This is a genomic window from Chloracidobacterium sp., assembly GCA_016720705.1.
Taxonomy (GTDB): Bacteria; Acidobacteriota; Blastocatellia; order Pyrinomonadales; family Pyrinomonadaceae; genus OLB17.
The window spans coordinates 231,229-256,369 of the sequence record JADKKB010000005.1; the positions used below are offsets into that span (position 1 = coordinate 231,229).

The following is a 25,141-nucleotide window of genomic DNA, read 5'->3' on the forward strand; positions in this document are numbered from 1 at the left end:
CGCGATCGAAAATTTAACATCACAAATATTTAATGCTTGCCGTTAATCCGATATAATTTAGTTGGAATGTTAAGCAAAGTGGGTGGAAAAGATAGCAAAAAGGCCAACGAGGTAAACTCGGTTGAGAATGCCGCGGCGGCATTTGACGGTCAGTTGCTATTCAACCGTGAACTCGCGTGGCTCGAATTTAACCGGCAGGTGTTGGAAGAAGCGTTTCGCGACGGTGTTCCGGTGCTTGAGCGGCTTAAATTTCTGTCGATCTTCTCGACCAATCTCGACGAGTTCTTTATGATCCGCGTCTCCGGACTTAAGGAGCAGATCGACGAAGGCATTAGCGAACTTTCGCCTGACGGAATGACCGCGGAGGATCAGCTTGACGAATTGCGAAAGCGTCTGCGGCCGATGCTCAAACGACAGGTCAATCATTTGCAGCAAACGGTGCTGCCGGAACTGAAAAAGGCCGGATTGACGATCGAGCCGTATAAAGGCCTGAACGCCAAAGACCGCAAAAAGCTCGATAAGTATTTTCGCGATAATCTATTTCCGATCCTGACGCCACAGTCGGTCGATTCCAGCCATCCTTTTCCATATATTTCCAATTTAAGCCTCAATATCGGACTCTTTATCGAGCCGGATCGTGCATTTACGCAGAAGAGCCTGAAGCACCTATATCGGCAAAAGCGATTTACGCGGATCAAATTGCCGCCCACAGCCTCGCGGTTGATACCCATCGACGAGAAAAAAGGACGGTTTGCTCTTATCGAAGAGGTGATCGCGGCGAATGTTCAAGAAATATTTCCGAATATGAAAACTTCGGACTCGTTTCTATTTCGCGTCACGCGTGATGCCGACATCGAGCTTCGTGAGGACGAGGCCGGTGACTTGCTCAGGACTCTGGAACGCGAACTGCAACGCCGTCGTGACCGGTTTCCGGTCCGGTTGGAGGTCTCGGCGACGATGCCCGATAAGATGCTCCGCGTTCTGACTATGGGCATCGGCCTGAGCAATATCGACGTTGACCGTATCGAAGGACTTCTCGATATTCCGGACTTGATGCAGCTTTACGGCTTGGTCAAGCCTAACCTTAAGGACAAACCGTTTCAGACGCGGCACCCGATATCGCTGCACGGTAAAAAGAGTGCATTCGATGTGATCAAACGTCAGGATGTGTTGCTGCATCATCCATATAACTCTTTTAGCGTCGTTTCGGATTTTATCGCTGAGGCCGCTGAGGACCCGGACGTCCAGGCAATAAAGATATGTTTGTATCGTACGGGAAAGGACTCGCCGATCGTCGATTCGCTGATGCGCGCCAGTCGCCTCGGCAAACAGGTGACGGCACTGGTCGAGCTCAAGGCACGTTTTGACGAGGAGAACAATATCGAGTGGGCCAGACGTCTTGAGAATGAAGGCGTCCACGTCGTTTACGGCATAAGCTCATTAAAAACTCATTCCAAAGTTCTTTTGGTGATTCGTCGCGAAAAGGACAAGCTCGTCCGATATGTCCATCTTGCGACCGGAAATTATAATCCGGCGACCTCCAAGATCTACACCGACCTCGGCCTCCTCACGACCGACGAAGAAATTGGGGTTGACGCGACAAATCTATTTAATATGCTGACGGGGTATTCGCAGCAGATGAAATATCATCGGCTATTGGTCGCACCGCTCAACCTGCGTGAAACGATCGTCCAAATGATCCGCCGCGAGGTGCGTAATAAGTCGGCCGGCAAGCCGGCACGGATCATCGCTAAGTTTAACAGCCTCACCGACGTTGCGATCGTGAAGGAACTCTACGCTGCATCAAAAGCCGGCGTCGAGATCGACCTGATCGTGCGTGGTATCTGCGTGCTTAGGCCCGGGATCAAGGGTTTGTCCGAGAATATACGCGTTCGTTCGGTGATCGGACGTCTGCTCGAGCACAGTCGCGTATTCTATTTTGCCAATGGCGGCGACGATGCGGATGAAGAGGTCTATATCGGGAGTGCTGACTGGATGATGAGAAACCTGGACCGGCGGATCGAGGTTCTGGTTCCGATCCTCGGTGCCGATATCCGAAAGTACATAAAAGATACGTTTCTGGATGCTTATCTAAAGGATGACGTCAATGCCCGTGTGTTAAGGCCAGACGGCACTTACCGCAAGGTGGCCGTTTCCGCCTCAAATCCCTTCGATTCGCAAATGTATTTTGTTGGACGGGATGTCGCGGATTAAACCGTTGCTGTCTTTTCAAACCTCGATTCCATAATACCGTTGACCTGTTTTCCGAATTTTGCGGTCAAACGCGGATATCCACGCAACTCAGACTCGAATCGCTCGGCACCGAGCAACTTTTCGGCTTCGATAATGTCTTGGACCGAGCCTTCGATCTCCATATAATATCCGAACGGCAGTTCGTCCAATACGACCTCGACATTTCCTAAATGCCAAGACTTACGGTGCTTTTCGTACACTACCGCAAGTCGGTAGCCGAGTTTTTCGATGATCCGTTCGGTTGCCTCGACGTCTGCGACCATCGTTTCAAACTCGATCTTGTGTTTGAAGTCGCTGTCCGGGCTCGTCCCGACCTTTTCTTTATAGGTGAGCAGATTAGTATTGCCGGTTTTACGGACGCGCAGCACGGCATTTCGGTCGTCAAGCAGTTGCCCGCGATGCAGATAATTTTCCTCGAAAACGTCGTCAACGAAGACGGCATTCAACTCTCGAAGCTTTGCTTCCATTTCGACAAGCAGTTTTTTGTCCAAACGGTATTTTTTTTCAATTTCTATAGCCATTGGCCGGGTCGAAAATCTTCCTCTGGTAAATAGTACGTATTCTGCGGGTGCACGGCAAACAGTCGGTTATCAACTTACAGGGCTTGACTGAAATTGCCCAATATTCGATACTTGAAAAAAAGGTCAGGATTAGTTCCTGTCTATACATTTCTTAAAACGATAGAATTTAGAGGAAATATAATATGCCTTATCCAGAAATGATGATCCACGGAATGCGACAGGAACTTGCGCAGCTCGGGATAGAAGAAACCAAAACCACTGAGGCCGTCGACGAAGCCGTCAAAAATACTGACGGAACGGTGATGGTCGTCGTCAACTCGGTCTGCGGCTGTGCCGCCGGCGGTGTCCGCCCGGGAATCGCGATGGCGCTTCAGAATGCTGCGCACAAGCCTGATCGTTCGATCACTGTGTTTGCCGGTGCGGACATAGATGCCACCGACACTGCCCGTGCCTATTTCGAGGGATATGCTCCGTCGTCACCGGCGATCGGCATTCTGCAAAACGGCAAACTCGTACAGATGTTCGAACGCCGTGACCTCGAAGGCCGTCCGGCGATGACGATAGCACAGTCGCTGGTCGAAGCTTTTGAATCGCATTGCGTCAAGACGGATGCGGCAAATAACTAGGTCCATTACTTTCAACTCAGCGGAAAGGCCGTCAAGGATTTGGCGGCCTTTTTTATATTTGCCGCCGCTGAAATAGTTATTGCCCTTGCGGCATAATACCGTTAGAATAGCGTTGGACTCTATTTACCCTAGTCGGGCTTCGCCAATGTCAATCAGCCAACGCCAGCACATACGATTTTCGCTCGACCTTCCGGCGTGGATATACACGAAGTTTGGCGAAAAGCAGCAAACTCTGCTGCAGCAGATAAGTATCGGCGGTTGCTTTACCGGATGGGAAGAGAATATCTACATCGGCGATGAATTTCGGATGGAAATTCAGATGCCGAACGGCAATTATATACCGCTGCACTGCAAGGCTCTGTACCGTTTTGAACACACCGGGATTGGTGTAAAATTTGTCGATATTACCGAATTTGAACAAGAGCTGATCACTCAGATCATCGCCGCCAGGCTCGACGCCGAAGGCGTTCCCCTACAAGTCAATCCGTTTGCCCATCCGCCGACGTTCGCCGACCAAGAGTCAACTCCGCGGGTCACGGACATCCGCGAAAAGACCGACGCCATCCTGGAGCGGATAATGACCCCAGACTAAAGAGCCCAAGAGTGGACAGTCATAACGCCGATCTGCTTGCACCGGCTCAATGCTTAGTTGCCCGTAAATATAACGCGACATCTAATGATCGATCTCAAAACAACTCATCCATCGCCTGTTCGAGGTTTTTAACGCCTACAACTCTAATTCCTAAAAGCTTTTCCAGGCCTTTTTTATTCGATTCCGGCAGGATCAGCTTTTTAAATCCAAGGGTTTGAGCTTCGCGGGCTCTGGCTTGGGCCTGAAGCACACCGCGGACTTCGCCGGTCAGGCCGACCTCGCCAAATAGGGCGGTTTCGGGCGGGACTTGCAGATTGCGAAAGCTCGAGGCGATCGAGCCGATGATCCCGAGGTCGGCGGCCGGTTCGTCGATCTCCATACCTCCGGCGACATTGATAAAGACATCGTCGGCCGCAAGCTGAAAGCCGAGCTGCTTTTCCATAACAGCGATCAGCAGCGATGCGCGATTTTGGTCAAAGCCCTGCGTCATTCGGCGCCCAGTGCCAAACTTGGTGCCGCTCACTAATGCCTGCACCTCGACCAGCAGCGGCCGCGTGCCCTCCATACAGACGGTGACGACTGATCCGGTTGCATTCTCGGGCCGCTCTTGCAGGAAAAGCTCGGACGGATTGGCAACGGCGATCAGACCAGCGTTGGTCATTTCGAAAACGCCGATCTCGTTTGCCGCTCCAAAACGATTTTTGGTCGCGCGGATGATGCGGTGATTGTGGTGGCGGTCGCCCTCAAAATAAAGAACGGTATCGACAATGTGTTCGAGCGTCTTGGGCCCGGCGATCGAGCCTTCCTTGGTGACGTGGCCAGTCAGGAAGACGGGCGTCCCTGTTTGTTTGGCAAACATCATAAACTGCGCCGCCACATCCCGAACTTGCGAAACGCTGCCCGGAGCCGACTCGATCTTGTCGCTGAAAACGGTCTGGATCGAGTCGACAATGACAAAATCGGGCCTCAATTTATCAGTTTCGGCCAGTATCGCTTGCAGATTGGTCTCCGGCAAAAGGAAAAGATTTTCGGCCTCGACGCTCAGGCGTTCGCCTCGCATCTTGATCTGGCGTTCTGACTCTTCGCCTGACACGTAGAGCACCTTTGCACCGTGGCGGCTGAGCTTATCGGCCATCTGGATGACTATGGTCGATTTGCCGATGCCCGGAGCACCACCGATCAGCACCAGTGAGCCCGCAACGATGCCGCCGCCGAGTACGCGGTCGAGTTCGTCGATGCCCGACGGAGTCCGCGATTCGTCCTGCGATTCGATCGTGCCATAGGCGATCGGGGAGGTCTGGCGGTACTGCGAGACATAATTATGTTTGGTGTCGATCGACGGCGTTGGCCGGAAACGCTCTTCGACCAACGTGTTCCATTCCTGACAGTCGGGGCACTGCCCGAGCCACTTACGCGACTGCCCGCCGCAGCTCTGACAAACGAATATTGTTGCCGGTTGTTTCGCCATTTGATTATTTAAGTAAGCATACAACAGCCGACCTTTGTAAACGAATTAGCCGTATAGACACCCCAGCGATCAGCCACTTGCCCGGCCGCCTTGGTTGCGCCGTTCAAGTGCATAATATCGTCACGCAATAAAGACCACTGCAAGTGTCCGCAGAATTACGGTTCTGTGAGTCTGAAGCCGATCGTCGGACACAAAAAAGGTTGCCGGATAACTTAAATATCCGGCAACCTTTTCGTTTAATCTTTTCAACCCGAGTAACTTAGCTATCGCGGCTGTCGCCTATGATCATATAAAGCGCGAATTCAGTGCCCGGCTTTTTGGGTGGCTGATTTTCGCGAGGCGGCGGTTTAGGTTGCGGGTTGACGACCGGCGGCGGATTTTTCGGCGGCGGCTTTTTCTGATCGTCGTTCTTTTGTGCCGCAATCGCCATTGACAGGCCGATCACCATCGTACACATTAGCAAGATCTTGTTTAATTTCTTCATCGCTTTAAGGTTTCCTCTTTCGTTAAAATAACGCTCTTGGGGAAAGAGGAACGTGCGTTCCGCTTGTTTTATAGCAATCGCGATGCCACAAGCGAACATATGATTGATTATCCAGTAAATAGGTTGGATTCTATCATTTAGGCCGTCCTTTCCATTTACAAAACTTTACGTTTTCAGGTATTTATATACGAAATGGTGAATCTGCTCGATATTTTGGCATCTGTCGTCGCGAGAAAATTGTGTTTGACGGTCTCTCATCGCTATCAATCGGTGGCATAATCGAACTATGACTCAATCGATAAATTCGCAAGACCGCATTCGGTCGGTACTCGTCCTGATAGCGACGATCGCAACGATCACGTTTAACTTATTGGCGGCTGGAGGATATGTGAATGGCGTATCGCCGGATATGATCTCGAACAAGTATCCAACTGTGATCACACCGGCGGGATATGCGTTCACGATGTGGAGTTTGATCTACGTCGGCATCATAGCATTTAGCGTTTATCAGTTGTTGCCCAACCAACTTGCACGCTTTCGGTCGGTTCGCACGCTCTATGTTATCAGTTGTTTGTTGAATTGTGCCTGGATATATTTCTGGCACCGCGAGCAGATCGCTATCAGCTTTGGTTTGATCGTCGCCCTTTGTTTGACGCTCGTCTTGATCCTGCGCAATTTTCGCGATGCCGAAGACCCGGGCTTTGCATTGTTAACTAAAGCTCCATTCGGCTTTTACGCGGGTTGGGTGGCCGCCGCATCGATCGTAAATCTTGCGGTCGTGCTGAAGTGGGCAAATGTGGAAATGACGCCGCGGGGTTGGAATATTTTCGGGGTCGTGTGTATCTTGGCGGCGGCAGCCCTGGCTATCGCGGCCCGGGTCTGGCTGCGAAATTATCTCTTTCCGCTGGCGATCGCTTGGGCAGTGTCTTCGATCGCGGTGAAACAGAGCGGAAACACGGCCATAGTTGTGGCCGCTGCGGTTGCGACAGTGATCGGACTTGTCACGGCCGGCAGTATTGTCACCAGTCTGAAAGATTCGACTAACAAAAACGCGTGAACGACGGCCTGATCTGTATCTCAACCTGTGCCGAAACGGCCGAGGAATTGCGTTTGCAATTGGACGGAGCGGACGCCACGGGCGATGCTGCTGAGGTTAGATTTGACTGTCTGCGACCCGACGAACTGCAAAAGGCGATCGAGATGATAGGCTCGATCGGCCTGCAGATACCTCTCATCGCGACCTTTCGATCTCCGGCGCAGGGTGGTCGCGGGCGGGCGACATTCGACGAGCGCGTGCAGTTTTGGCAAAGCCTGCCGAATGACTATTTTGCAGTCGATCTCGAGGACGACATTATCCAATTTGCCCCGGCGGGCGTGCGTCGCATCGCGTCCTTTCACGATCTCGATGGCATTCCGGATGATATCGAAGCGGTTTACGGCAGACTTGCGAGCAGCGGCGACATCGTCAAGATCGCGGTTCGGGCGGACGATGCAACTGACGCCTTGGCGGTCTGGAATCTGATCGAGAAAGCGAAAAATGACGGCAAGCCGATGATCGCGATCGCGATGGGCGATGGCGGCAAATGGACGCGGATCTTAGGGCCTGCACACGGAGCGTTTCTGACATTCGCCGCATCATCTGACGGAATGGCGACGGCCGACGGACAGATCACCGCGAAAGAGATGAGTGACGTTTACCGCGTCAGGGAACTCGGAGGCGGAAGCCTTGTGTTCGGCGTTTTGGGTAACCCGATCGCTCAGTCGATGTCACCGTTTATGCACAATCCCGCATTTGCTTCGGCCGGTATTGATGCAGTTTTTGTAAGTCTTCTGGTCAAGGACATCGGTGTATTCTTAAGACGAATGGTGCGGCCGGAGACTAGGGAAGCTGAGCTTAATTTCGGTGGTTTTTCGGTCACGATGCCGCATAAGCAGACGATAATGCAGTACCTTGACGCGATCGATCCGACGGCCGAAAAGATAGGGGCGGTCAATACCGTCAAGATCGATCGAGGGATGCTGACGGGCTTTAATACAGACGCACACGGATTTATCTCACCTTTGAAAGCAAAGTTTGGCGATCTAAAAGGCGCGAGGGTTGCGGTCTGTGGTGCGGGCGGTGCCGCGCGTGCGGCGGTCTATGCGTTAAAGTTAGAAAGTGCGGACGTGATCGTGTTGGCACGCGACAAGCAAAAGGCGCGTCTGTTCGGCGACGAATTTGGTGTCGAATGGGGACAGCTTACCGAGGATGCGTGCGGCGTGGACATTATTGTCGATTCGACGCCCGCCGGGATGAAAGGGCCGTTGGAGAATGAAACGCTATTTATGGCTGAGGGTCTGAGCGGCGTAAAATTAGTCTATGACCTCGTGACGAAACTCACCGATACGCCGCTTATACGCGAAGCCAGACTTGCCGGCATCCCGACGATCGGCGGCATCGAAATGCTCATCGCTCAGGGCACCAGGCAGTTCGAGATATGGACCGGTCGCGAGGCACCGGCGGAACTGATGCGGGATTCACTGCTTGCCGGAATGGAAAGATAAGATATGGATATCGAAGCCCTAAATTGTCCTAACTGCGGCGTTGGCGTCGCGAGCGATCACACACAGTGCGAATTTTGTAACTCGCGTTTGAAAACGATGGCGTGCCCATCGTGTATGGGCCTGATGTTTGTCGGGACACAATTCTGCGGGCACTGCGGCGAAAAAATGGTTGAAGCCGCGACGCCCGAAGGCGACGGTCTTGGCAATTGTCCGCGATGCAAATCAGGCCTGGAAATGCTGAAGATCGCCGATACGGCGTTTCGCGAGTGTTTGAGATGCGACGGGCTCTGGGCCGATGTTGCGACATTTGAGCGGCTATGTGTCGAGCGTGAAGAGCAATCTGCCGTCATGGGCTTTATCGGCGACCGCGAATCTCACACCGTGTCGGCTTCCAAGATCAGCTATGTTCCGTGTCCCGATTGTAGCCAACTGATGAATCGCAGCAATTTTGCGAGGGCATCCGGCGTTATTATCGATATTTGTAAACGTCACGGTGTGTGGTTTGACGCCGAGGAACTGCCGCGGATAATCGAATTTATCCAAAGCGGCGGAATGGAACTCGCGAGGCAGAAGGAAAAGGTAGAGATCGAGGAACAACGCAAACGGCTTCGCGAAGAGCAACGGAAATACGGTGCCGAAGAACCTCAGACCGGGCTCGGTTCGATCTTTGCAAGTGATAGCAATGCGAGCATCCGATCATTTGTCCGACGTCTTTTCGATTAGATCGAGTTTCGGAGTGAAAATTGTAAGTGGGCAACCGTCTTAAAAGATCAGGTTAAATAGTTGAACGAAAGATACAGCCGACAAATATTATTCAGGGAGATCGGAGTTGACGGTCAGCAGAAGTTGCTCGAATCGAGGGTTCTGCTCGTTGGCTGCGGAGCTCTCGGGGCATCGCACGCCGAGATGCTGGCACGTGCGGGCGTCGGGAAGTTGCGGATCGTCGATCGGGACTTTGTGGAATACACCAATCTGCAGCGACAGACATTGTTCAGCGAGGACGACGCCGCGGAGCGCACGCCCAAAGCTATCGCGGCAAAGCAGCGGATCGCCGCAGTGAACTCCGAGATCGAGGTCGAGGCGATCATTGCAGACGTAAATCATTCGAATGTGGAGGCGCTCATCAACGGATGCGACCTTGTTATAGACGGCACGGATAATTTTCAGGTCCGTTATCTGGTCAATGACGCGTGCGTCAAACTCGGCACACCGTGGATATATGGTGCGGCCGTGTCGAGTTACGGAACGACGATGACGATCATTCCGGGAAAGACGCCGTGCCTGCGATGTGTTTTTGACGAAATGCCGGACGCCGGATCTGCTCCGACGTGTGACACCGCCGGCGTGATAATGCCGATAATTACGACCATTTCGGCCGTGCAGGTGGCCGAAGCGTTAAAACTGCTGATCGGCAAGATCGATGCACTGCACGGGTCGCTGATGCAGTTTGACCTATGGGCAAATGACCGGCAAAGCATCAAACTCGTCGAGCCGAATCCCGATTGTCGGACGTGCGGCCTGCGCATTTTCGACTATCTCGACACCGAGACACCGGAGTTTTCGGCGGCACTGTGCGGCCGTAACGCGGTGCAGATCGCCCCACCGCACGCGATCACGCTCGATCTCGACCAACTGGCTGAGCGACTGCAGTTTGTCGTCAGCGTCAATCAAAACGAATATCTTCTGCGATTTACGTCAGGTGAATATGAAATGACGGTCTTTCGTGACGGACGGGCGATCGTTAAAGGCACGGATGACCTAGCGGCTGCCCGTTCTATGTATGCGAGATTTGTAGGTAGCTGAGTCAGTATGTGATACCCATCACAAACGGTTACACTATACATATCGGGATCACGGATATGGGCGATACTCCAAGGGTAGTGATAATCGGCGGCGGTTTTGGCGGACTCTGGGCAGCCAAGGCTTTGGCAAAGCTTCCGGTCGATGTCACGCTGATCGATCGCAAAAATCACCACGTTTTCCAACCGTTGCTCTATCAAGTCGCAACTGCCGTACTCTCGCCGGGCGAGATCGCCCAACCGATACGCCGCATCCTGCACCGAAACAAGAATACCGAGATTTTACTCGGCGACGCCGTTGGTTTTGATACGGACACGCAGAACGTGAGACTGTCCGACGGTGAGGTCGTGCCGTACGACTATCTGATCGTCGCGGCGGGTGCGAGGCACTCTTATTTTGGCCACGATGAATGGGAGTCGTCGGCACCCGGACTGAAAACGCTGGAGGATGCGGTGGACATCCGCCGCCGCGTTCTGCTCGCCTTCGAAATGGCCGAGCGTGACGCATATCTGACTGGTGAGCAACGAAGCCTCACCTTTGTCATTGTCGGTGGTGGACCAACCGGCGTTGAACTCGCCGGGGCGATCGCCGATATCGCAAGAAAGGCTCTTGCAAAGGACTTCAACGCGATCGATACGACGTCGGCAAAGGTAATTTTGTTTGAGGGTTCTGACCGTGTCCTCGGTACATTTGCCGGCGACCTTTCGGAAAGCGGAAAGTCACAGCTAGAAGATCTGGGCGTCGAGGTCAGGCTCAACAATTTTGTCAGAGAGATAGAACCCGGACAGGTGAAGGTCGGTGAGCAGTGGATCGAATGTGATCTTGTGCTTTGGGCAACCGGTGTCGCCGCATCGCCGCTGGGCAAGGCTCTCGGCGTTGAAACAGATCGTGCCGGACGCGTACACATCGAACGCGATCTATCGGTGCCGGGCTATAAAAATATCTTTGTTATCGGCGATATGGCGTCGTTGATGCAGGAAAATGGTGAGCCTGTGCCGGGCGTCAGTCCGGCGGCTATGCAGATGGGCAGGGCCGCCGCCGGAAATATTTCGTGTGACATCAAGGGCGAACCGCGAACGGACTTTAGGTACGTGGACAAAGGCAAAATGGCAACTATCGGCCGCCGCAAGGCGATCGCGGAGGCCGCCGGGCTTAAGTTCAAGGGATTTATCGCGTGGCTGATGTGGCTCTTTTTGCACGTGTTCTTCCTGATCGGTTTTCGCAATCGATTTTCCGTAATGTTCGAATGGTTTTGGGCTTATCTTACCCGGGAGCGAAGTGCCAGATTGATCATCGGCGATGCCGACGAACTCGTTGAGGCAACGGCATTCATCAGGGCAAGATCCGCTCTGAATATAACCAAAAAAAGCTGAAATCCGGATCGCACAGCACAAGTCAGCGTCTGAAAGGCACTGCACCGTGTGTATCGGTGTCTTTTTTGTGTGAATTGTGGTTAAATTTTTACGTTCCGAGTACAGGGTACGAAACGCACTAAATGAAGAAATACTTACTTTTGCCGATCTTTTCTGTTTTTTTTGCAATGAGTGTCGCGGCGGTTGAACCGATGGTCTGGTCGGTCAATTCGCGAGCCGAGGTGTTGAGAGGCGACGCCCGCGGGATCTCGATCGACGATACGGGGACGATGACCTTAGCCCCGAGATTGACCGAAGCGTTCAAGACCGAGCAATCGTACATCTGGTCCAGCACAGCCGATGCGGCCGGAAACGTGTATCTCGGAACGGGCGGTGACGGCAAGATCTTCAAAGTTGACCCGTCAGGCAAAGGCTCGCTGTTTGTGGACCTCGCGGAGTTGAACGTGTCGTCAATTGTGCTAGGCAGGGCGGGCGAGATATTCGCCGCGACATCACCGGACGGTAAGGTCTATCGCATCGACGCAACCGGCAAGGCCGAGATCTATTTCGAGCCCAAGGAGAAGTATATTTGGGCTCTCGCCGTGCTCGCTGACGGCGGCCTTGCGGTCGCTACGGGTGATAACGGCAAGATATTCAAGGTCAAAACGCCAAAAGCGTCTCCTGAAACCTCATTATTTTTTGATACAAGCGAAACGCACATCATCTCGCTTGCGGCTGATAAAAAGGGTAATTTATTCGCGGGCACCGACTCTAACGGCCTGGTGATAGAGTTTGGAGCAGACGGTAAGCCATTCGGATTGCTCGATTCGCCGCTACGCGAGATCCACGGCCTTGCGATCGGCACCGATGGTTCGTTGTATGCTCTGGCGATCGCTGAGTCAGTTGCGGCCAAACCCGCCGAGACTACCGCCGCAACCGCTACCGAATCTAAGGCCGTAACGGTCGAAAAGGCCAATCCGCTGACGCCTGAGACGCCGGCAAAGAGCAAATACGATCTCGCGGCGGCAAAGTCTGCTGTGTATCGCATCACCGCCGACGGCAAAACGGATCTGCTTTGGGCTTCAGCCAACGTCGTAGGGTTTTCGATCTTTCCGCAGAGTGCCGGAAACGGCGTCCTAATCGGGACATCGGACAAGGGACGAGTTTACAACGTCAGCAATGATGGCCGGGAGACGCTTGTGCTGCAGACCGGTGCCAGTCAGGTCTCAACGCTCGGAAGTGACGGTAGGTCGCTATATGCGACATCGAGTAATCAGGGAAGTTTCTACCGAATTCAGGGCGATGCGACGGAGGGAAGTTATGAGTCGGCGGTGCTCGATACTAAGGCGACCTCGACATTTGGCCGCATCTGGTGGCGAGCAAGCGGCAGCGTCAGTATCCAGACCCGCAGCGGAAATACCGAAAAATCGGATGAAACCTGGAGCACTTGGAGCGATGCGATGACGGACCCGAAGGGCGTCCAGGTCACTAGCCCAAAGGCCCGTTTTTTCCAATGGCGTGCAGTATTCAAAGCGGGTGCGGCGGCGGCGTCATTGAGCGAGGTAAATCTGTCATTTGCTGCCGTAAATATTGCTCCGGAGGTGCTATCCATCCAGGTGCTGCCGACAAACGTCGGACTTGCGGCCAATCCGCCGATACAGGTCGATCCTAATATCGAGCTTTCAGGGATGGACTCGTCAACTTTTGGCATACCCAACGCGGCGGTCCCGCCGAGGCGTTTGTTTCAGAGAGCGGCGACATCGCTACAATGGACGGCCGAGGACCGAAACGGCGACAAGATGGTCTATGACCTGTATTTTAAGGAGATCGGTGACCGTGACTTCAAACTGTTAAAAGCCGACCTGACCGATAATTTTGCGGCGATCGACGGACAATCTTTGGCTGACGGCAGATACCTTTTTAAGGTAGTCGCTCGAGATAACCCGTCAAATCCCGTTAAGCTCGCCCTTGCGGGTGAACGCCTGACCGAACCAGTCGATATCGACAATACCGCCCCGATCGTAACTGCTGTCGGAACACCGTCGATATCGGGCGACAAGGCCCGCGTCACATTCGACGCGATCGACGCCGCCAGCTACATCAAACGAGCAGAGTACAGCGTCAATGGTGGCGAGTGGGTCAATGTCTATCCGGATGATGGGATCGCGGACGGGCCTAAGGAACGTTTCTCGATAGACATCCCGGTGATCGCGGCGGGCGAATATGTCGTTACCTTACGCGCGTTTGACGTGAATTCGAACGCCGGTAATGCCCGCATCGTCGTCAGGAAGTAATTGCAAGTAAAACGGAGAACTAGATGAGCCTTTCAGCTAAGAGTGTCGCGGTCGTGACAGGAGCGGCGTCGGGTATCGGCAGGGCGTTGGCCATAAAACTCGCCGAAGAAAAGATCGCGGGAATTGCCATTTCGGATGTGAACGAAGCGGGATTGTCAGAAACTGCTGACTTGGCCGGTGCGGCGGGCGTGCCCATCTCGACACACATCATCGACGTGTCCAAAATCGACCAGGTGCAGCGACTGGCGGATGAGGCGGTTGCCGCTCACGGCGGTGTGACGCACCTTATAAATAACGCAGGCGTTGGCGTGCTTGGCAATTTCGAACAGCTGTCGATCGAGGATTTTGAGTGGTTGATGAGCATCAATTTTTGGGGTGTGATATATGGCTGCAAGGTTTTTTTGCCGATCTTAAGGCAACAGGAAAGTGCCCATATCCTCAATGTTTCGAGTGTATTTGGATTTATCGCACCTGAGGAACAGTCGGCATATTGTGCCTCCAAGTTTGCTGTCCGCGGCTTTACCGAGAGTCTGCGGCACGAACTCGCAGGAACCAATGTGACGGTTTCCGCGATCCATCCGGGCGGCATCAAGACCAATATCGCACGCAATTCACGCGTTGGTAAAGACACTCCCGAAGACTGGAAGCAACAAGGTGCCAAATTCTTTGATAAGGTCGCCCGCACATCGCCGGAAACGGCGGCGGATGTGATAGTGAAGGGTATCAAGGCTAAAAATCCACGGATCCTGATCGGGCAGGATGCCTACGCTATTAGTACAATTTCGCGGCTTTTCCCAAAACGATACCTGAGGTTGCTCGAACGCCTCAGCGGACACAAGATGAGTTTGCGTAAAAAGTAGACCTACTTTTTCGGCAACGTCATCGTCTTGCCCTCGGTATCCATTTCGAGCGGGCGGGTCGTATTGTCAGTCACGCTCGGGGGGACAAGGTCGCCCGTCTTAAAGCGGGAGTCCGCGGCGATAAAATCATTCTGCTGCTGCGGCAACGACGGACGTTGAGCGTCCGGTAGCGATGACTGAGCGTCCACGGCACCATACACTGGTTGTCCTCGATCAAGTCGGCGAATCTGCATATACTGCGCAATTCCCGCACCGAGCGACATAAACGCCGGGATCAACATCCAAAACCACCAGACCTTTGCTCCCGCCATACCGGTATAGCCAAGCACACCTGCCACAACCAGAAAGGAAAAGCCAGTGAAAATCTTAGTGACCGCACTTTCGATCGAGATAGGTTTACCTTTGCGATCTAAAAGCTGTTTGGGATGCTCGGCCGGACTTGCCAGGGCCGTCGAAATATTGCCTAGATCGGTTCCGCAACTTCGGCAAAATTTGCCGTTGTCAGGATTTTGAGTTCCGCATTTTGGGCAAAACATAAGCTTTATTCGTCCTTTGATCGTTGTCTTCTAGCTTCAAAAAGTATTACGCCGGCCGCGACCGAAACGTTCAGGGAATCGATCTTGCCATACATCGGTATCTTTACCAACACATCACAGTTCTCGGCGACCAAGCGGTGCAAACCCGAACCCTCACCGCCTAGTACCAGTGCCGAAGGCCTTGTCCAATCCCATTCGTTGTAGGTCATCGACGCGTCCATACTTGTGCCTACGACCCAGATGTCGCGACGCTTCAGGTCCTCGATCAGGCGATTGAGATTGCCCGTCTTAGCAACTTTAATATACTCGATCGCCCCGGCGGAGGATTTTGCCACAGTATCGTTGAGCCCGACGGCGCGACGCTCAGGGATTATCACACCGTCAACGCCGGCACCCTCGGCAGTCCGGAGTATCGCTCCGAGATTGCGTGGGTCCTCAACACCGTCCAGGATCAGCACCAGAGGTATTTCAGATGCGTCAACTACCGCCTCAACATCCACGTAAGCTGCCGCCGAAGTAAACGCGAGGACGCCCTGGTGGTTAACGCCGGAATCGAGATGTTTGGCAAAATTATCACGCGGCACCCGGCTCCAGGCGATCGAACGGGCACGGCAAAGGTCGATGATCTCGGACAGACGCCGCTCCAGAGCACCATCGGCGATCAGCACCTTGTCCACCCGTCGATTCTCGGCCCGTAGAGCCTCAAGCACAGGCAGAACGCCATAGATCGCAGTCGCATTGGTCTTGAAACCTTCGGCTTTGCTGCGTTCGGGGCGCGGTTGCTGCCGAGGCTCACGCGGCGGTGTATTGAACTTCTTCTTCATAAAAGATGCCATTGCAGGCGCGAATACCGATTAAATTGTCCCAGATTTGAGCTCGAGGACGCCGCCCCAAAATCAAAGCTCATCATTCCGCTTCGCAAAAGGCCGCGTGAATCGCGCCGTCGGTCAATTTCCCAAACCAGCGATATCTCGTCGATCACAACATCGAATTTATCAGCAAACCTGATACCGGTCGATACTTGCCGAATGCGTTGGGCAAGGCGCCGCATATTCTCGGCCGCGATCAGGCCCTTGTCGCCGCCTAAACACGAAAAATCAAAGCCGGTCGGCAAAATCCGCCAGCCGCGTTTGTCGCCGCGGCTATAGATGTCGATCAACAGATGGTCGGCTGACGTTTCCGACTCGTCCAGCAGCTTTGACTCACCGGCCCGCTTTCGCTTTTCAAGGCGTTCGGTCCGTGTCTCCCGAATTGTGCCGATCACGATCACCGCCAGATCATCGAATTTGGCCGAATAAGGTTGGCCGTTGTTGAAATCAATAAATGTGATGCCGTCGGAACCGAACTCGATGCCGCGTAGCCGCACCGGAGACTGATCTGTCATCAGGTCTTTGTCCGCAACGACCTTTGACGCGACTCCGAGCCCGGCCAACCGCTGCGACGCCGTCACGGCGTGTATTTCGTTTGCGAGCCTCGCTATCGGCAAAGGGACCATAGATCTCAGGCATTGTGCTACAACATCTGCGGGAGTGCCGGTCAGCTTTGCCCCCTCGCGGACCGTGTCCGCCGACACGGGTTCGCAGGAATATGCGATCACGTTGTATCCGGGCTCGATATCGTCGGGCCTTCGCAGGTCGCCGGTCGATTCTGTTGCGGCCACATCCGATATTGGGCTGCCGCAATATATGCACTTTGACCGGTCGGGCGAGTTATTGCGGCTGCATTTGCCGCATACGATCAGTTGACCGGGGGCAAATCCGATGTCTTCGCTCCGGATAGCGGTCCCGTCCGAGAGATAGTTGTCCGAAGGGTCTTGATCGTTCGATGTCATAGAATTCTGCGTCGAAAAACTGAATTTTAACATTATCATCGACAATTTGCTTGACCATTCATCGTGCCAAAGGCACACTAAGGATGGGCATATCCTTGGACGCGAAGAGAAAGGTTCGAGCGGCGGGGGTCGTAAGTCGTTTACTGTTAGTTGGTTAGGTATTGAAAAAGATATTTTATTCGATTTTTGGTTCACTTTTTTGAACTATTGGGTTCACTTTTCAGACTATTTAAGCCTCATCGCTCAGCTCGTCATTCGCCTCTGGGATCTGCCGTAGATCTCGACGGTAGAGGTGTGTAAAATGCAGTTCGATACAACGACCGGTTCATCCTGGGAGTTTGGGCATCGTGGCAGGGTTGCTGTCTTTATAGACGGAAATAATTTGTTCCACGCGGCCCGATTTCACAACATAGATATTGACTACAATAAGCTACTCCGAGTATTGCTTGGCGACGGCCGTCTGTTGCGTGCCTTTTTTTACACCGGTGTGGACGTGGGGGCCGAGCGGCAGCAAGGTTTTCTTTTGTGGATGAGGCGAAATGGATTTCGGGTCATTCAAAAAGAATTAAAGACCTTCTACGATGGAACTCGAAAGGCAAACCTGGATGTCGAGATCGCGGTGGATATGCTCAGTCTGGCCGGGCGTTATGACACTGCCGTGCTCGTGTCCGGCGATGAGGACTTTGTTTACGCGATCAATGCGGTCGCTTACAAAGGGTGCCGCGTCGAAGTTGCAGGATTCAGATCAAACACCGCTCCGCGACTGATAGACGTTGCAGACTTCTTTATCGACCTTGGTGATATTGCCGACCTGATCAGAAAAGACACGACTCAACCGGGTGCGTATGACGTGCCGTCATTTGTCCCCGCAGGCGAAATGCTTTCACAGGAACCGCGAGCCGAGGGATATGGCCGCCACGCTCGTCCGGCGCCGCCGGCACGGGATTTCGCCGACGATGTACGCGATTCACAAACGGATATCGACCGGATTTCTAACGAAAGATGAAATTATTCACCGTTAAGGAAGCCAATGACGTTTTGCCGTCGGTGATTCCGAAACTTCTCGACATCCGTGAGTACTACGCAATGATCGAAGTGATGCGGGACGAAGCCAGGACGGCGGCGGCTGCGTCGAAGTTTGGGGGCGGTATGGTCGGCGGCACAGGATATGTAAACGCACTGTACCAAGTCGGAAAATTGACGACTGAACTTGGGGCCATCGGTATCGAGTTGAAAGACTATACCCGCGGACTGATCGACTTTCCTTCAATGAGGAATGATCGTGTAGTTTTGCTCTGTTGGCAGATCGGCGATGGGGATGAGATCGGTTGGTGGCACGAGACGGATGCGGGATTTGCCGGACGAAAACCGCTTTAAATTTATCCACAGTGTTTTCCACAATTTGTGGTTATAGAGTGGGTAAGAAAAATGTTTGAAAAGCTTAAGCTTTAGTGCGCTTTAGGGTTGACGAGTTAAAGCGATTCCTGATACCATCACGTAGTTTTTGCTAATCTCCCTTACCACGATACTGTACAGTTGAACGGAAACGCCTATGAAATGCCCGGTTTGCGATCGAGATCTGGCGCCGACTTTGTCAATTTGCCCCACATGCGGCGCAATGATGAACGATTCGGTCCGTGAAGAGCTACAAACAAAGATCACCCCGTCAGCCAAACTGCGGCGTATTGAAGCGATGGTTCACCCCGCGACTTCTCCGGCGGACCCGAAAAAAGCTGTGCTTGCCCCGCCGCCGAGGCCGATGATTCTGGAGCAGGTGGCGGCACCGTTGCAAACTCCTGCACCGAAGAAGGCTGAACCGGTAAATCGCGTGATAACCGCCAATTTGAACACGAAACAAACTAGTCCGACGTTGGTCGAATTCCAAAATAAAAATATCGTCGTCCCGGAATGGCGGTTGCAAATGCAGAACGCGGTCCGTCAGCGAAAGGGAATGGCGGAGGAAAGTGTTGCGGACAACGCTGTTGCGGTAAAGCATACGCAGATGGCAACCCACGGGGCAACTGCCCTAAAGACCGAAACGGTCGCAGATCCCATTCCGATGGCGGAGATCGAAAATGCTGACCCCAGGCTCGGTGCTGCCCTCAAGCGGATCGCCGATTCGCGTCGTGCATTTTTGCCGGAAGACGCAAAGGCCCCCGCGACCGAACGGGTAGCGGCAGCTAAGAATTTTCCGTTCAACGTTGTGTCGCCAACGCCAAATCAGCCGGTCAGGCCACCGATGTCCGTCCAAACGGCCGTTCGTCCCAAACCGGCGATGGTCACACCACTGCGGATGGAGGCTAAACTCGATACAAATAAATTGCCGCGGATCGAAACGGTCATACCGCCACCGACCGCCGAGGCGGCAGTCGAAGAAACCGAGATCTCAAAGCCCGCAGTTATGCCGTCCCAGACCGGGTTTTCGGATGTGAAGCGGATACTCATCAACGCTGAGCACGAATACGCTGAGCCGGATACGGCACTTAACGACGACGAGGAGATCGAAGATCTGGCGCCGCTCTCGATGCGGTTCAACGCCGGCTTATTTGACCTCATCGTAGCCGTTTCAGTCAGTATGTTGGCTCTTTCACCCTTTGCTCTCACAGGTGGCGACTGGTTTTCGAAGGCTGCGGTACTGACATTTGTCGGCACTTGTGTGTTGGTTGCGTTTGTTTATCTTACGCTGTCGGTCGGATTTTTTGGCAAGACGTTGGGTATGCGTCTATTCGCCCTTGAGTTGGTGGACGCTGAGGCAAATGAATATCCGTCGATCCATCAGGCCGCGGTCAGTTCGTCTATATATATCTTGTCGATCATTTGCGCAGGTCTCGGGTTTATTCCGATGTTGTTCAATGATGAGAGGCGCGCAGCACACGATCTGCTGTCGGGGACGATCATAGTTCGCGAATTCTAATAATATAAAGTAACCCGAAACGCCCAAAAGTTCTGCACTGCGGTTCCTTTGGGCTTTTGTGCGCTTACTTTACACTTATCGATATGGAAGACGAACAGCGGCCAAAGACCAAGATCGAACTCGAGAACGAACGGTTCGAGCAATGTGCCGCGGCCGTGCGTAAGAAGTTCGCGGGTTCGATCGCCAAACGCCGGCGGCTGATCAAAAACCTATACAGCGACCTTGCCAAGCACGGCAGTCCGGATCACTGGAAACGCTGCGGCGACCTGATCCTCGCAAATGTGCATAACGCCCGACGGATCGGCTCGAGCATAATCGTCAAAGACTATTTCAGCGATGATGTGCCGGACATAACGATCGACGGTGACGAGCACAAACCGTTGAATGAGATCGCCGAAGGCTACTTTCGACTATACACAAAGGCCCGAAACGGCGTTGCGGTGATCACAGAACGCATCGCCGCATCCGAAGCCGCGATCGAAAAGGACATCGAACGATCGGCCCGGGCCGAGGCGGCGATCGAGGCACGAGATATTGGCTATCTTGAGGCTTTGCTTGAACCGCCTCGAAAGATCGTCGAAAAGGCACGTAAAAAGAAAAAGGACGTTGGGTTCAACGGCGCAAGGCGATTTGTGTCATCGGATGGATTTGAGATCCTGGTGGGGAAAAAGGCAAAGGACAATGATTTTCTCACGTTTCGCGTCGCAAAGTCGCTCGATACTTGGATGCACGCCGCGGATTTCCCGGGCTCTCACGTGGTGATCCACAATCCGAATCGCAAGGAAATGCCTGACCGAACGCTGCTCGAGGCAGCTCAGATCGCCGCATTTTATAGCGGTGCGCGAAAAGAGGGAAAGGCGGCGGTAAATTACACGCTGAAAAAATTTGTAAATAAGCCGAAACGGTCAAATCCCGGCCTGGTGAGTTTGGCGAGTTTTAAGACGATCCTCGTTGAGCCAAAAGTGCCTTTTGACGACGACGACAAGTGATCATTCGGCCATTGTCTTATCGACGGTGTCCTTTAACTGTTTGATAGACGGCGGTCCGCCGCCTCGGAGCACCGCTCGCAGATGGCCGTCGCGATCGACGAGTATACTGAGCGGCACACCGTCAAAATTCGCTAACCGGAATATTTGGGCCTTCATCTCACGCGAAGCACGGGTGAGTTCGTAATTAAGGCCCGTCTTTTCACCAAATTCTTTGATCTTCACGAAATCTTCGGGGTTGCCGTCGTCGTCGCCAACATTCAGACCGATAATCTGAAGTCCTTTTTCTTTATATTTATTCTGCAACTCGATCAAGTGCGGCATTTCGGCACGGCACGGTCCGCACCAAATGCCCCAGAGATTTACGAGGACGACATTTCCTTTGCGGTCGCTTATCTTTGTCTTTCCGCCGTCCATTGTTTCCATTTCGGCGTCCGCAACGTCGCTTTTCAACGGCGGATATACTGATTCGGTCGTTTTGCCGGATTCCGGGCTAGTCGAATTAGACGACCGTGCAGGGCTTACACCGTTAGTATTCGAGCCTACGCCGCCGCATCCGGACACATAGAAAGATGCCGCGGCGATCGCGGCGAAAGTCAACAAATTGATGGTTGTTCGCTTCATAAAACTCGACTCGTTCAGCGGTTATCCTGCAGCCGTAGGGCGATCAGCGTCGCTATAACTAATATTCCAAACATTAGCATCAATACGATCTGATTTACAATTTCATTCATCCAGGGATGTAAAAATGTGATGTATCCGCTCAGATCTTTAGGTAATTTCTTTGCCGCCGGCATCGCCGGCAGTTCGTCGGGTTTGGACATAGACGGCGAAAGTCCCGCGTTGCTCGCGTCGCCAAAATCTCTGATCTTCTTTTCGACATCCGCCTGATAATCCTCCATATCCCTTCGGGCATCTGACATTATCTTGTCATTTTCCGTCTCGATGTACTTGTACAACCCAAGGCCACGTGTTTGTCCATTCGGAGTCGCTCCTTCAGGTTCGAGAGTGTCCAGCGTCGAAAAACGCTTGATAGTGTCAAATGACCAAGCCGCGGGCACAAGCAACGATGCCGGCTTTGAAACGCCGCCGGGAACGCCGACGATCCCGGAAAACAGGATCTGCGGAATGAGGATCAAAGGAACCAAGCTAGTTGCCATCTCAGACGAGCGTACTACCGCAGATACGAATAGCCCGATCGCGATCCCCACGCCGCCGGTCAATAGCATTGTCCACAACTGCGGAAGCCCCAGCATCTCACCCGGCATTGGCATAAGGCCGGTCAGATCAAAGAACTTAAGCGGCAGAAACAGCAGGACACATTGCAGCCCGACGATCAAGCTCAATACAGCGAGTTTCGACCAAAGATATGGGATCAGCCCCAGATTGACCATCCTTTCACGCCGATACACAGGGCGCTCACGGATAAATTCGCGGGCGGCGACGCTCGTCCCGAACCAGACCGACACAATGGTGAGGATGAAATACGCAAAATCCCTCGGCCGCTCGGAACCGAGCACGAAAAAAGTCAGAAGGGCTATGATCGGAGCCTGTGCCATCAGGATAAGCAGATTGAACTTGTCCTTGAGTAGCACCTCAAAGTACCGTCGCGAGAGTGTGAGCCATTGATTTAGCGTCCCTGCAATACCTAATCGCCGTCGCTTGACATTGCCGCTCGGCGGCAGAGTGCCGAGTTGTTTTAAGGGATCGCTGATGTTCTGAGTGTACTGACGCGTCGCACGAAATTTCTGTCGCCATTCTTCGGCGGTTTCCTGCTGCACCTGTTGGCGGACGCTTTCGCCGCGGATCTTGACGGCATCCTCGATCGGAGCTTCAAGCATATCGAAGAGCTGTTTGTAGTTCTGGGCTCCAAGATGAGCCAGTGCCTCGGCGGGCTTGCCGTAGAAGACAAGTTTGCCACGCATCAGAACGACGATCTTATCGAAAAGCCCGACGTTCTCCATTGCGTGGGTCGTCAGAATCACAGTCCGGCCAGATTCCGCGATCTGGCGAAACAGCTTCATTATCCTTTCTTCTGTCGCAGGGTCGAGGCCCGATGTCGGCTCGTCCAGAAAGATGATCGATGGCTTGGTGATCAACTCGACGGCTATCGATACACGCTTTCGCTGACCGCCGGAGAGGCGGCTTACGGGAACGTCGCGACGGTCGGCCAGGCCGGTCACGTCGAGTACTTCGCTTATCGTCTGGTCGATCTCAGCCGAAGAGATATCGCGTGAGAGCCGGAGTTTGGCTACGTAATAGAGTGTCCGGTAAACGGTCAGTTCGCGATGAATAATGTCGTCCTGCGGAACGTAGCCGATCACGTGTTTGAGCGAATCGAGATGGCGATACAGGTCGAGGTTATTGACAAGTACGTTGCCGCCGGATGCCGGCCGCATTCCGTTCATCGCCTCGATCAACGTCGATTTGCCCGCCCCGGACGGCCCAAGTATCCCGACAAACTCATTTGGCTGGATCGATAGTGAAACGCCGTCCAGTAAGCGCAATCTGCCGCCGCGTATCTTGACCTCGCGGACCAGTTCGACGGCATCGATCCGCGTTTGCGACCGGGTATCAAAAACACCGATGTTCCCACTCGGATCGATCCGGATCTCGAACAGCCCGATCTGTACGTGGTCATCAGGCGTGATCAATTGCCTTGAGACCCTTATGCCATTTACAAAAACACCATTGGTAGACCCGAGATCGTCGATATAGACGCCGCTGGCGGTACTCAGCAAACGGGCGTGTCGGCTGGATATCTGAAGTCCGTCGAGAGTAATGTCGCTCTTCGGATCGCGCCCGATAGAGAGTTCCTTGCCGCCGCCGAAGGTGAGGGACATCAGCAACTGACGTTGCCCGTCTTCGGTTGACTTTGCCGGTGCCGAGGTCGATTTATCGACCTTAAAGACCATCGTCTTAGAGCTGACGGGCTCGTCTAACTGAAATGATTTTGCGACATTGGGGGCGGCGACGGAGCGTTGTCCAGCGATGACCGCGTTAGACGGCGCCGGATCGTTTGGCGAAACAAACTCTAATACCGGACCGCCGATCCCGAAACGGAGCATATCCCGGTGATATAGCGGAGTCGGTGCGGATATTCGCTGATCATTAACGAAAGTGCCGTTAAAACTGCCATTGTCCTCAATTACGTATTGGCCCGACTCCGAGCGTAGAACGGCGTGAGTTCGCGAGACCATTATGGCCTTCGGATCAAAATTGATCTCACACGCGGGATCGCGTCCGATCGAGACCTCCCGGCCCAGAAGGTCCAACGGCTTTCGGCCCGGTTGTTCGACAAAAACGATCCGTGGCCCAGCGGCATTGGGTGCGGCTTGCGGGATCTGAGCAACAGGCGCCGAGACCGGCGGTGGAATTGGCAAAGGCGGAGGAGGGATCGGCTTGGGCGGTTCGGCAGTGCTGTGCGGCACGAACGATTCCTTCGGAGACTCAAACCAAACAACTCGAAGTCGCGGACCGTCGGTGCCGAACTGAATGACTTGTCCGGCCGATAATTGTGCGGGAGCGGAGATGCGGCGGCCTTCCAAAAATGTCCCGTAGCTTGCGTTAAGGTCCACCAGGTGCCATCGGTCGTTATCCCAGCGGATCTCTGCGTGTTTGCGCGAAACCATCGGATACCCATCGTTTGGAAACACGATATCGCAATCAAACGGGTCACGCCCGATGCGTAGCACGCTCTTTGCGTAAGGTTGTTCGGGAGTTTCGCTCCCGTCACTCCGGATCTCGGCGAGAATGATATTCATTGAAAATACTCAAAACTGAAGGGTTTAGCTTAACAAACATTGTCAATTTTCGTTAGTGTGGCCATCGACTGCGGTTGCCACCATGGCATTAGAAACTTTTAATGATAAGTAGAAAAAGTGCTAGTGTTTGTGATTCAAATCATAGTTCCAACGGCGAGATCCGACTAGTATTTTCAATAGACTGACGCTTGGCCCCGGATCATAGAAAATGCCGCCAGGTGAGTGCCGTCTACGAGAGGTTTCGGGTGTCATTTAGAATCCATAACGTGACCTTTCGAATAAAAGCGGACGTTGAGGTAAACTAGTACTTAAACAG

22 protein-coding genes are annotated in these 25,141 nt (G+C 53.4%); 14 read left to right on the forward strand and 8 right to left on the reverse strand.

The features are described from left to right. Window positions 1–66: 66 nt before the first annotated feature. Window positions 67–2,214, forward strand: coding sequence for a polyphosphate kinase 1 (ppk1, locus tag IPQ00_04265; GenBank protein ID MBL0239772.1), 2,148 nt, complete (start codon window positions 67–69; stop codon window positions 2,212–2,214). On the opposite strand, the gene cyaB is transcribed toward ppk1, so the two are convergent. Then, complete coding sequence (gene cyaB / locus IPQ00_04270; GenBank protein ID MBL0239773.1) at window positions 2,211–2,774, reverse strand: class IV adenylate cyclase; 564 nt, start codon at window positions 2,772–2,774, stop codon at window positions 2,211–2,213. The two genes, ppk1 and cyaB, sit on opposite strands and share 4 nt — an antisense overlap. A gap of 182 nt (window positions 2,775–2,956) precedes the next feature. Here cyaB and IPQ00_04275 point away from each other — a divergent pair, with 182 nt between their 5' ends. After that, window positions 2,957–3,400, forward strand: coding sequence for a BrxA/BrxB family bacilliredoxin (locus tag IPQ00_04275; GenBank protein ID MBL0239774.1), 444 nt, complete (start codon window positions 2,957–2,959; stop codon window positions 3,398–3,400). 145 nt (window positions 3,401–3,545) lie between these two features. After that, window positions 3,546–3,992, forward strand: coding sequence for a PilZ domain-containing protein (locus IPQ00_04280; protein MBL0239775.1), 447 nt, complete (start codon window positions 3,546–3,548; stop codon window positions 3,990–3,992). 94 nt (window positions 3,993–4,086) lie between these two features. Here IPQ00_04280 and radA read toward each other — a convergent pair whose 3' ends face one another. Together radA and IPQ00_04290 are read right to left on the reverse strand one after the other, a co-directional pair. Next, on the reverse strand, window positions 4,087–5,460 hold the full coding sequence (radA, locus tag IPQ00_04285) for a DNA repair protein RadA (GenBank protein MBL0239776.1): 1,374 nt from the start codon (window positions 5,458–5,460) through the stop codon (window positions 4,087–4,089). 259 nt (window positions 5,461–5,719) lie between these two features. After that, complete coding sequence (locus tag IPQ00_04290; GenBank protein ID MBL0239777.1) at window positions 5,720–5,944, reverse strand: hypothetical protein; 225 nt, start codon at window positions 5,942–5,944, stop codon at window positions 5,720–5,722. A 286-nt stretch (window positions 5,945–6,230) separates the two neighbouring features. Here IPQ00_04290 and IPQ00_04295 point away from each other — a divergent pair, with 286 nt between their 5' ends. From IPQ00_04295 to IPQ00_04325, 7 genes are all read left to right on the forward strand, one after another. Continuing rightward, window positions 6,231–7,001: a tryptophan-rich sensory protein gene (locus IPQ00_04295; GenBank protein ID MBL0239778.1), complete on the forward strand. Its 771-nt coding sequence runs from the start codon at window positions 6,231–6,233 to the stop codon at window positions 6,999–7,001. Next, window positions 6,998–8,488: a shikimate dehydrogenase gene (aroE, locus tag IPQ00_04300; GenBank protein MBL0239779.1), complete on the forward strand. Its 1,491-nt coding sequence runs from the start codon at window positions 6,998–7,000 to the stop codon at window positions 8,486–8,488. Before IPQ00_04295 ends, aroE begins: the two co-directional genes overlap by 4 nt. 3 nt (window positions 8,489–8,491) lie before the next feature. Beyond that, window positions 8,492–9,211 carry a zf-TFIIB domain-containing protein gene (locus tag IPQ00_04305; GenBank protein MBL0239780.1) on the forward strand — a complete coding sequence of 240 codons (720 nt, stop codon included), beginning with the start codon at window positions 8,492–8,494 and terminating at the stop codon, window positions 9,209–9,211. 60 nt (window positions 9,212–9,271) lie between these two features. Next, the gene (locus IPQ00_04310; protein ID MBL0239781.1) at window positions 9,272–10,291 is read left to right on the forward strand and encodes a ThiF family adenylyltransferase; all 1,020 of its coding nucleotides are present in this window, start codon (window positions 9,272–9,274) and stop codon (window positions 10,289–10,291) included. Between the two features lie 56 nt (window positions 10,292–10,347). Beyond that, entirely contained in the window at window positions 10,348–11,661 is a 1,314-nt protein-coding gene (locus IPQ00_04315; GenBank protein ID MBL0239782.1) for an NAD(P)/FAD-dependent oxidoreductase, read from the forward strand. Between the two features lie 122 nt (window positions 11,662–11,783). Next, window positions 11,784–13,934 carry a hypothetical protein gene (locus IPQ00_04320; protein MBL0239783.1) on the forward strand — a complete coding sequence of 717 codons (2,151 nt, stop codon included), beginning with the start codon at window positions 11,784–11,786 and terminating at the stop codon, window positions 13,932–13,934. Between the two features lie 23 nt (window positions 13,935–13,957). After that, a complete protein-coding gene (locus tag IPQ00_04325; protein ID MBL0239784.1) occupies window positions 13,958–14,794 on the forward strand; it encodes an SDR family oxidoreductase in 837 nt (278 codons plus the stop codon). A gap of 2 nt (window positions 14,795–14,796) precedes the next feature. Here the strand turns inward: IPQ00_04325 and IPQ00_04330 are convergent, their stop codons facing one another. The 3 genes from IPQ00_04330 to IPQ00_04340 are packed head-to-tail and all read right to left on the reverse strand — an operon-like array spanning window position 14,797 to window position 17,161. Then, window positions 14,797–15,330, reverse strand: a complete 534-nt coding sequence (locus IPQ00_04330) for a zinc-ribbon domain-containing protein (protein ID MBL0239785.1) — start codon at window positions 15,328–15,330, stop codon at window positions 14,797–14,799. A 5-nt stretch (window positions 15,331–15,335) separates the two neighbouring features. Continuing rightward, entirely contained in the window at window positions 15,336–16,154 is an 819-nt protein-coding gene (gene rlmB, locus IPQ00_04335; protein MBL0239786.1) for a 23S rRNA (guanosine(2251)-2'-O)-methyltransferase RlmB, read from the reverse strand. Continuing rightward, a complete protein-coding gene (locus tag IPQ00_04340) occupies window positions 16,151–17,161 on the reverse strand; it encodes a hypothetical protein (protein MBL0239787.1) in 1,011 nt (336 codons plus the stop codon). The genes rlmB and IPQ00_04340 overlap by 4 nt, the downstream gene beginning before the upstream one ends. A gap of 301 nt (window positions 17,162–17,462) precedes the next feature. On the opposite strand from IPQ00_04340, the gene IPQ00_04345 reads away from it, so the two are divergent. The 4 genes from IPQ00_04345 to IPQ00_04360 all read left to right on the forward strand — a co-directional run bounded on the left by IPQ00_04345 (window position 17,463) and on the right by IPQ00_04360 (window position 21,064). After that, window positions 17,463–18,167 (forward strand): NYN domain-containing protein, encoded by a 705-nt coding sequence (locus IPQ00_04345; protein MBL0239788.1) that lies wholly within the window; start codon window positions 17,463–17,465, stop codon window positions 18,165–18,167. Beyond that, window positions 18,164–18,538 (forward strand): DUF2203 domain-containing protein, encoded by a 375-nt coding sequence (locus IPQ00_04350; GenBank protein MBL0239789.1) that lies wholly within the window; start codon window positions 18,164–18,166, stop codon window positions 18,536–18,538. The genes IPQ00_04345 and IPQ00_04350 overlap by 4 nt, the downstream gene beginning before the upstream one ends. A gap of 241 nt (window positions 18,539–18,779) precedes the next feature. Further along, a complete protein-coding gene (locus tag IPQ00_04355) occupies window positions 18,780–20,075 on the forward strand; it encodes an RDD family protein (GenBank protein ID MBL0239790.1) in 1,296 nt (431 codons plus the stop codon). 83 nt (window positions 20,076–20,158) lie between these two features. Beyond that, window positions 20,159–21,064: a DUF814 domain-containing protein gene (locus tag IPQ00_04360; protein ID MBL0239791.1), complete on the forward strand. Its 906-nt coding sequence runs from the start codon at window positions 20,159–20,161 to the stop codon at window positions 21,062–21,064. Here the strand turns inward: IPQ00_04360 and IPQ00_04365 are convergent, their stop codons facing one another. Both IPQ00_04365 and IPQ00_04370 read right to left on the reverse strand, forming a co-directional pair. Then, window positions 21,065–21,685: a TlpA family protein disulfide reductase gene (locus IPQ00_04365; GenBank protein MBL0239792.1), complete on the reverse strand. Its 621-nt coding sequence runs from the start codon at window positions 21,683–21,685 to the stop codon at window positions 21,065–21,067. Between the two features lie 14 nt (window positions 21,686–21,699). Continuing rightward, window positions 21,700–24,825 carry an FHA domain-containing protein gene (locus tag IPQ00_04370; protein MBL0239793.1) on the reverse strand — a complete coding sequence of 1,042 codons (3,126 nt, stop codon included), beginning with the start codon at window positions 24,823–24,825 and terminating at the stop codon, window positions 21,700–21,702. Between the last annotated feature and the right edge of the window lie 316 nt (window positions 24,826–25,141).

Excerpts from the sequence above, each read along its gene's own strand:
- ppk1 (MBL0239772.1), top strand. The coding sequence starts at position 67 with ATGTTAAGCAAAGTGGGTGGAAAAGATAGCAAAAAGGCCAACGAGGTA.
- cyaB (MBL0239773.1), bottom strand. The coding sequence starts at position 2,774 with ATGGCTATAGAAATTGAAAAAAAATACCGTTTGGACAAAAAACTGCTT.
- IPQ00_04275 (MBL0239774.1), top strand. The coding sequence starts at position 2,957 with ATGCCTTATCCAGAAATGATGATCCACGGAATGCGACAGGAACTTGCG.
- IPQ00_04280 (MBL0239775.1), top strand. The coding sequence starts at position 3,546 with ATGTCAATCAGCCAACGCCAGCACATACGATTTTCGCTCGACCTTCCG.
- radA (MBL0239776.1), bottom strand. The coding sequence starts at position 5,460 with ATGGCGAAACAACCGGCAACAATATTCGTTTGTCAGAGCTGCGGCGGG.
- IPQ00_04290 (MBL0239777.1), bottom strand. The coding sequence starts at position 5,944 with ATGAAGAAATTAAACAAGATCTTGCTAATGTGTACGATGGTGATCGGC.
- IPQ00_04295 (MBL0239778.1), top strand. The coding sequence starts at position 6,231 with ATGACTCAATCGATAAATTCGCAAGACCGCATTCGGTCGGTACTCGTC.
- IPQ00_04305 (MBL0239780.1), top strand. The coding sequence starts at position 8,492 with ATGGATATCGAAGCCCTAAATTGTCCTAACTGCGGCGTTGGCGTCGCG.
- IPQ00_04315 (MBL0239782.1), top strand. The coding sequence starts at position 10,348 with ATGGGCGATACTCCAAGGGTAGTGATAATCGGCGGCGGTTTTGGCGGA.
- IPQ00_04320 (MBL0239783.1), top strand. The coding sequence starts at position 11,784 with ATGAAGAAATACTTACTTTTGCCGATCTTTTCTGTTTTTTTTGCAATG.
- IPQ00_04325 (MBL0239784.1), top strand. The coding sequence starts at position 13,958 with ATGAGCCTTTCAGCTAAGAGTGTCGCGGTCGTGACAGGAGCGGCGTCG.
- IPQ00_04330 (MBL0239785.1), bottom strand. The coding sequence starts at position 15,330 with ATGTTTTGCCCAAAATGCGGAACTCAAAATCCTGACAACGGCAAATTT.
- rlmB (MBL0239786.1), bottom strand. The coding sequence starts at position 16,154 with ATGAAGAAGAAGTTCAATACACCGCCGCGTGAGCCTCGGCAGCAACCG.
- IPQ00_04340 (MBL0239787.1), bottom strand. The coding sequence starts at position 17,161 with ATGACATCGAACGATCAAGACCCTTCGGACAACTATCTCTCGGACGGG.
- IPQ00_04345 (MBL0239788.1), top strand. The coding sequence starts at position 17,463 with ATGCAGTTCGATACAACGACCGGTTCATCCTGGGAGTTTGGGCATCGT.
- IPQ00_04350 (MBL0239789.1), top strand. The coding sequence starts at position 18,164 with ATGAAATTATTCACCGTTAAGGAAGCCAATGACGTTTTGCCGTCGGTG.
- IPQ00_04355 (MBL0239790.1), top strand. The coding sequence starts at position 18,780 with ATGATGAACGATTCGGTCCGTGAAGAGCTACAAACAAAGATCACCCCG.
- IPQ00_04360 (MBL0239791.1), top strand. The coding sequence starts at position 20,159 with ATGGAAGACGAACAGCGGCCAAAGACCAAGATCGAACTCGAGAACGAA.
- IPQ00_04365 (MBL0239792.1), bottom strand. The coding sequence starts at position 21,685 with ATGAAGCGAACAACCATCAATTTGTTGACTTTCGCCGCGATCGCCGCG.
- IPQ00_04370 (MBL0239793.1), bottom strand. The coding sequence starts at position 24,825 with ATGAATATCATTCTCGCCGAGATCCGGAGTGACGGGAGCGAAACTCCC.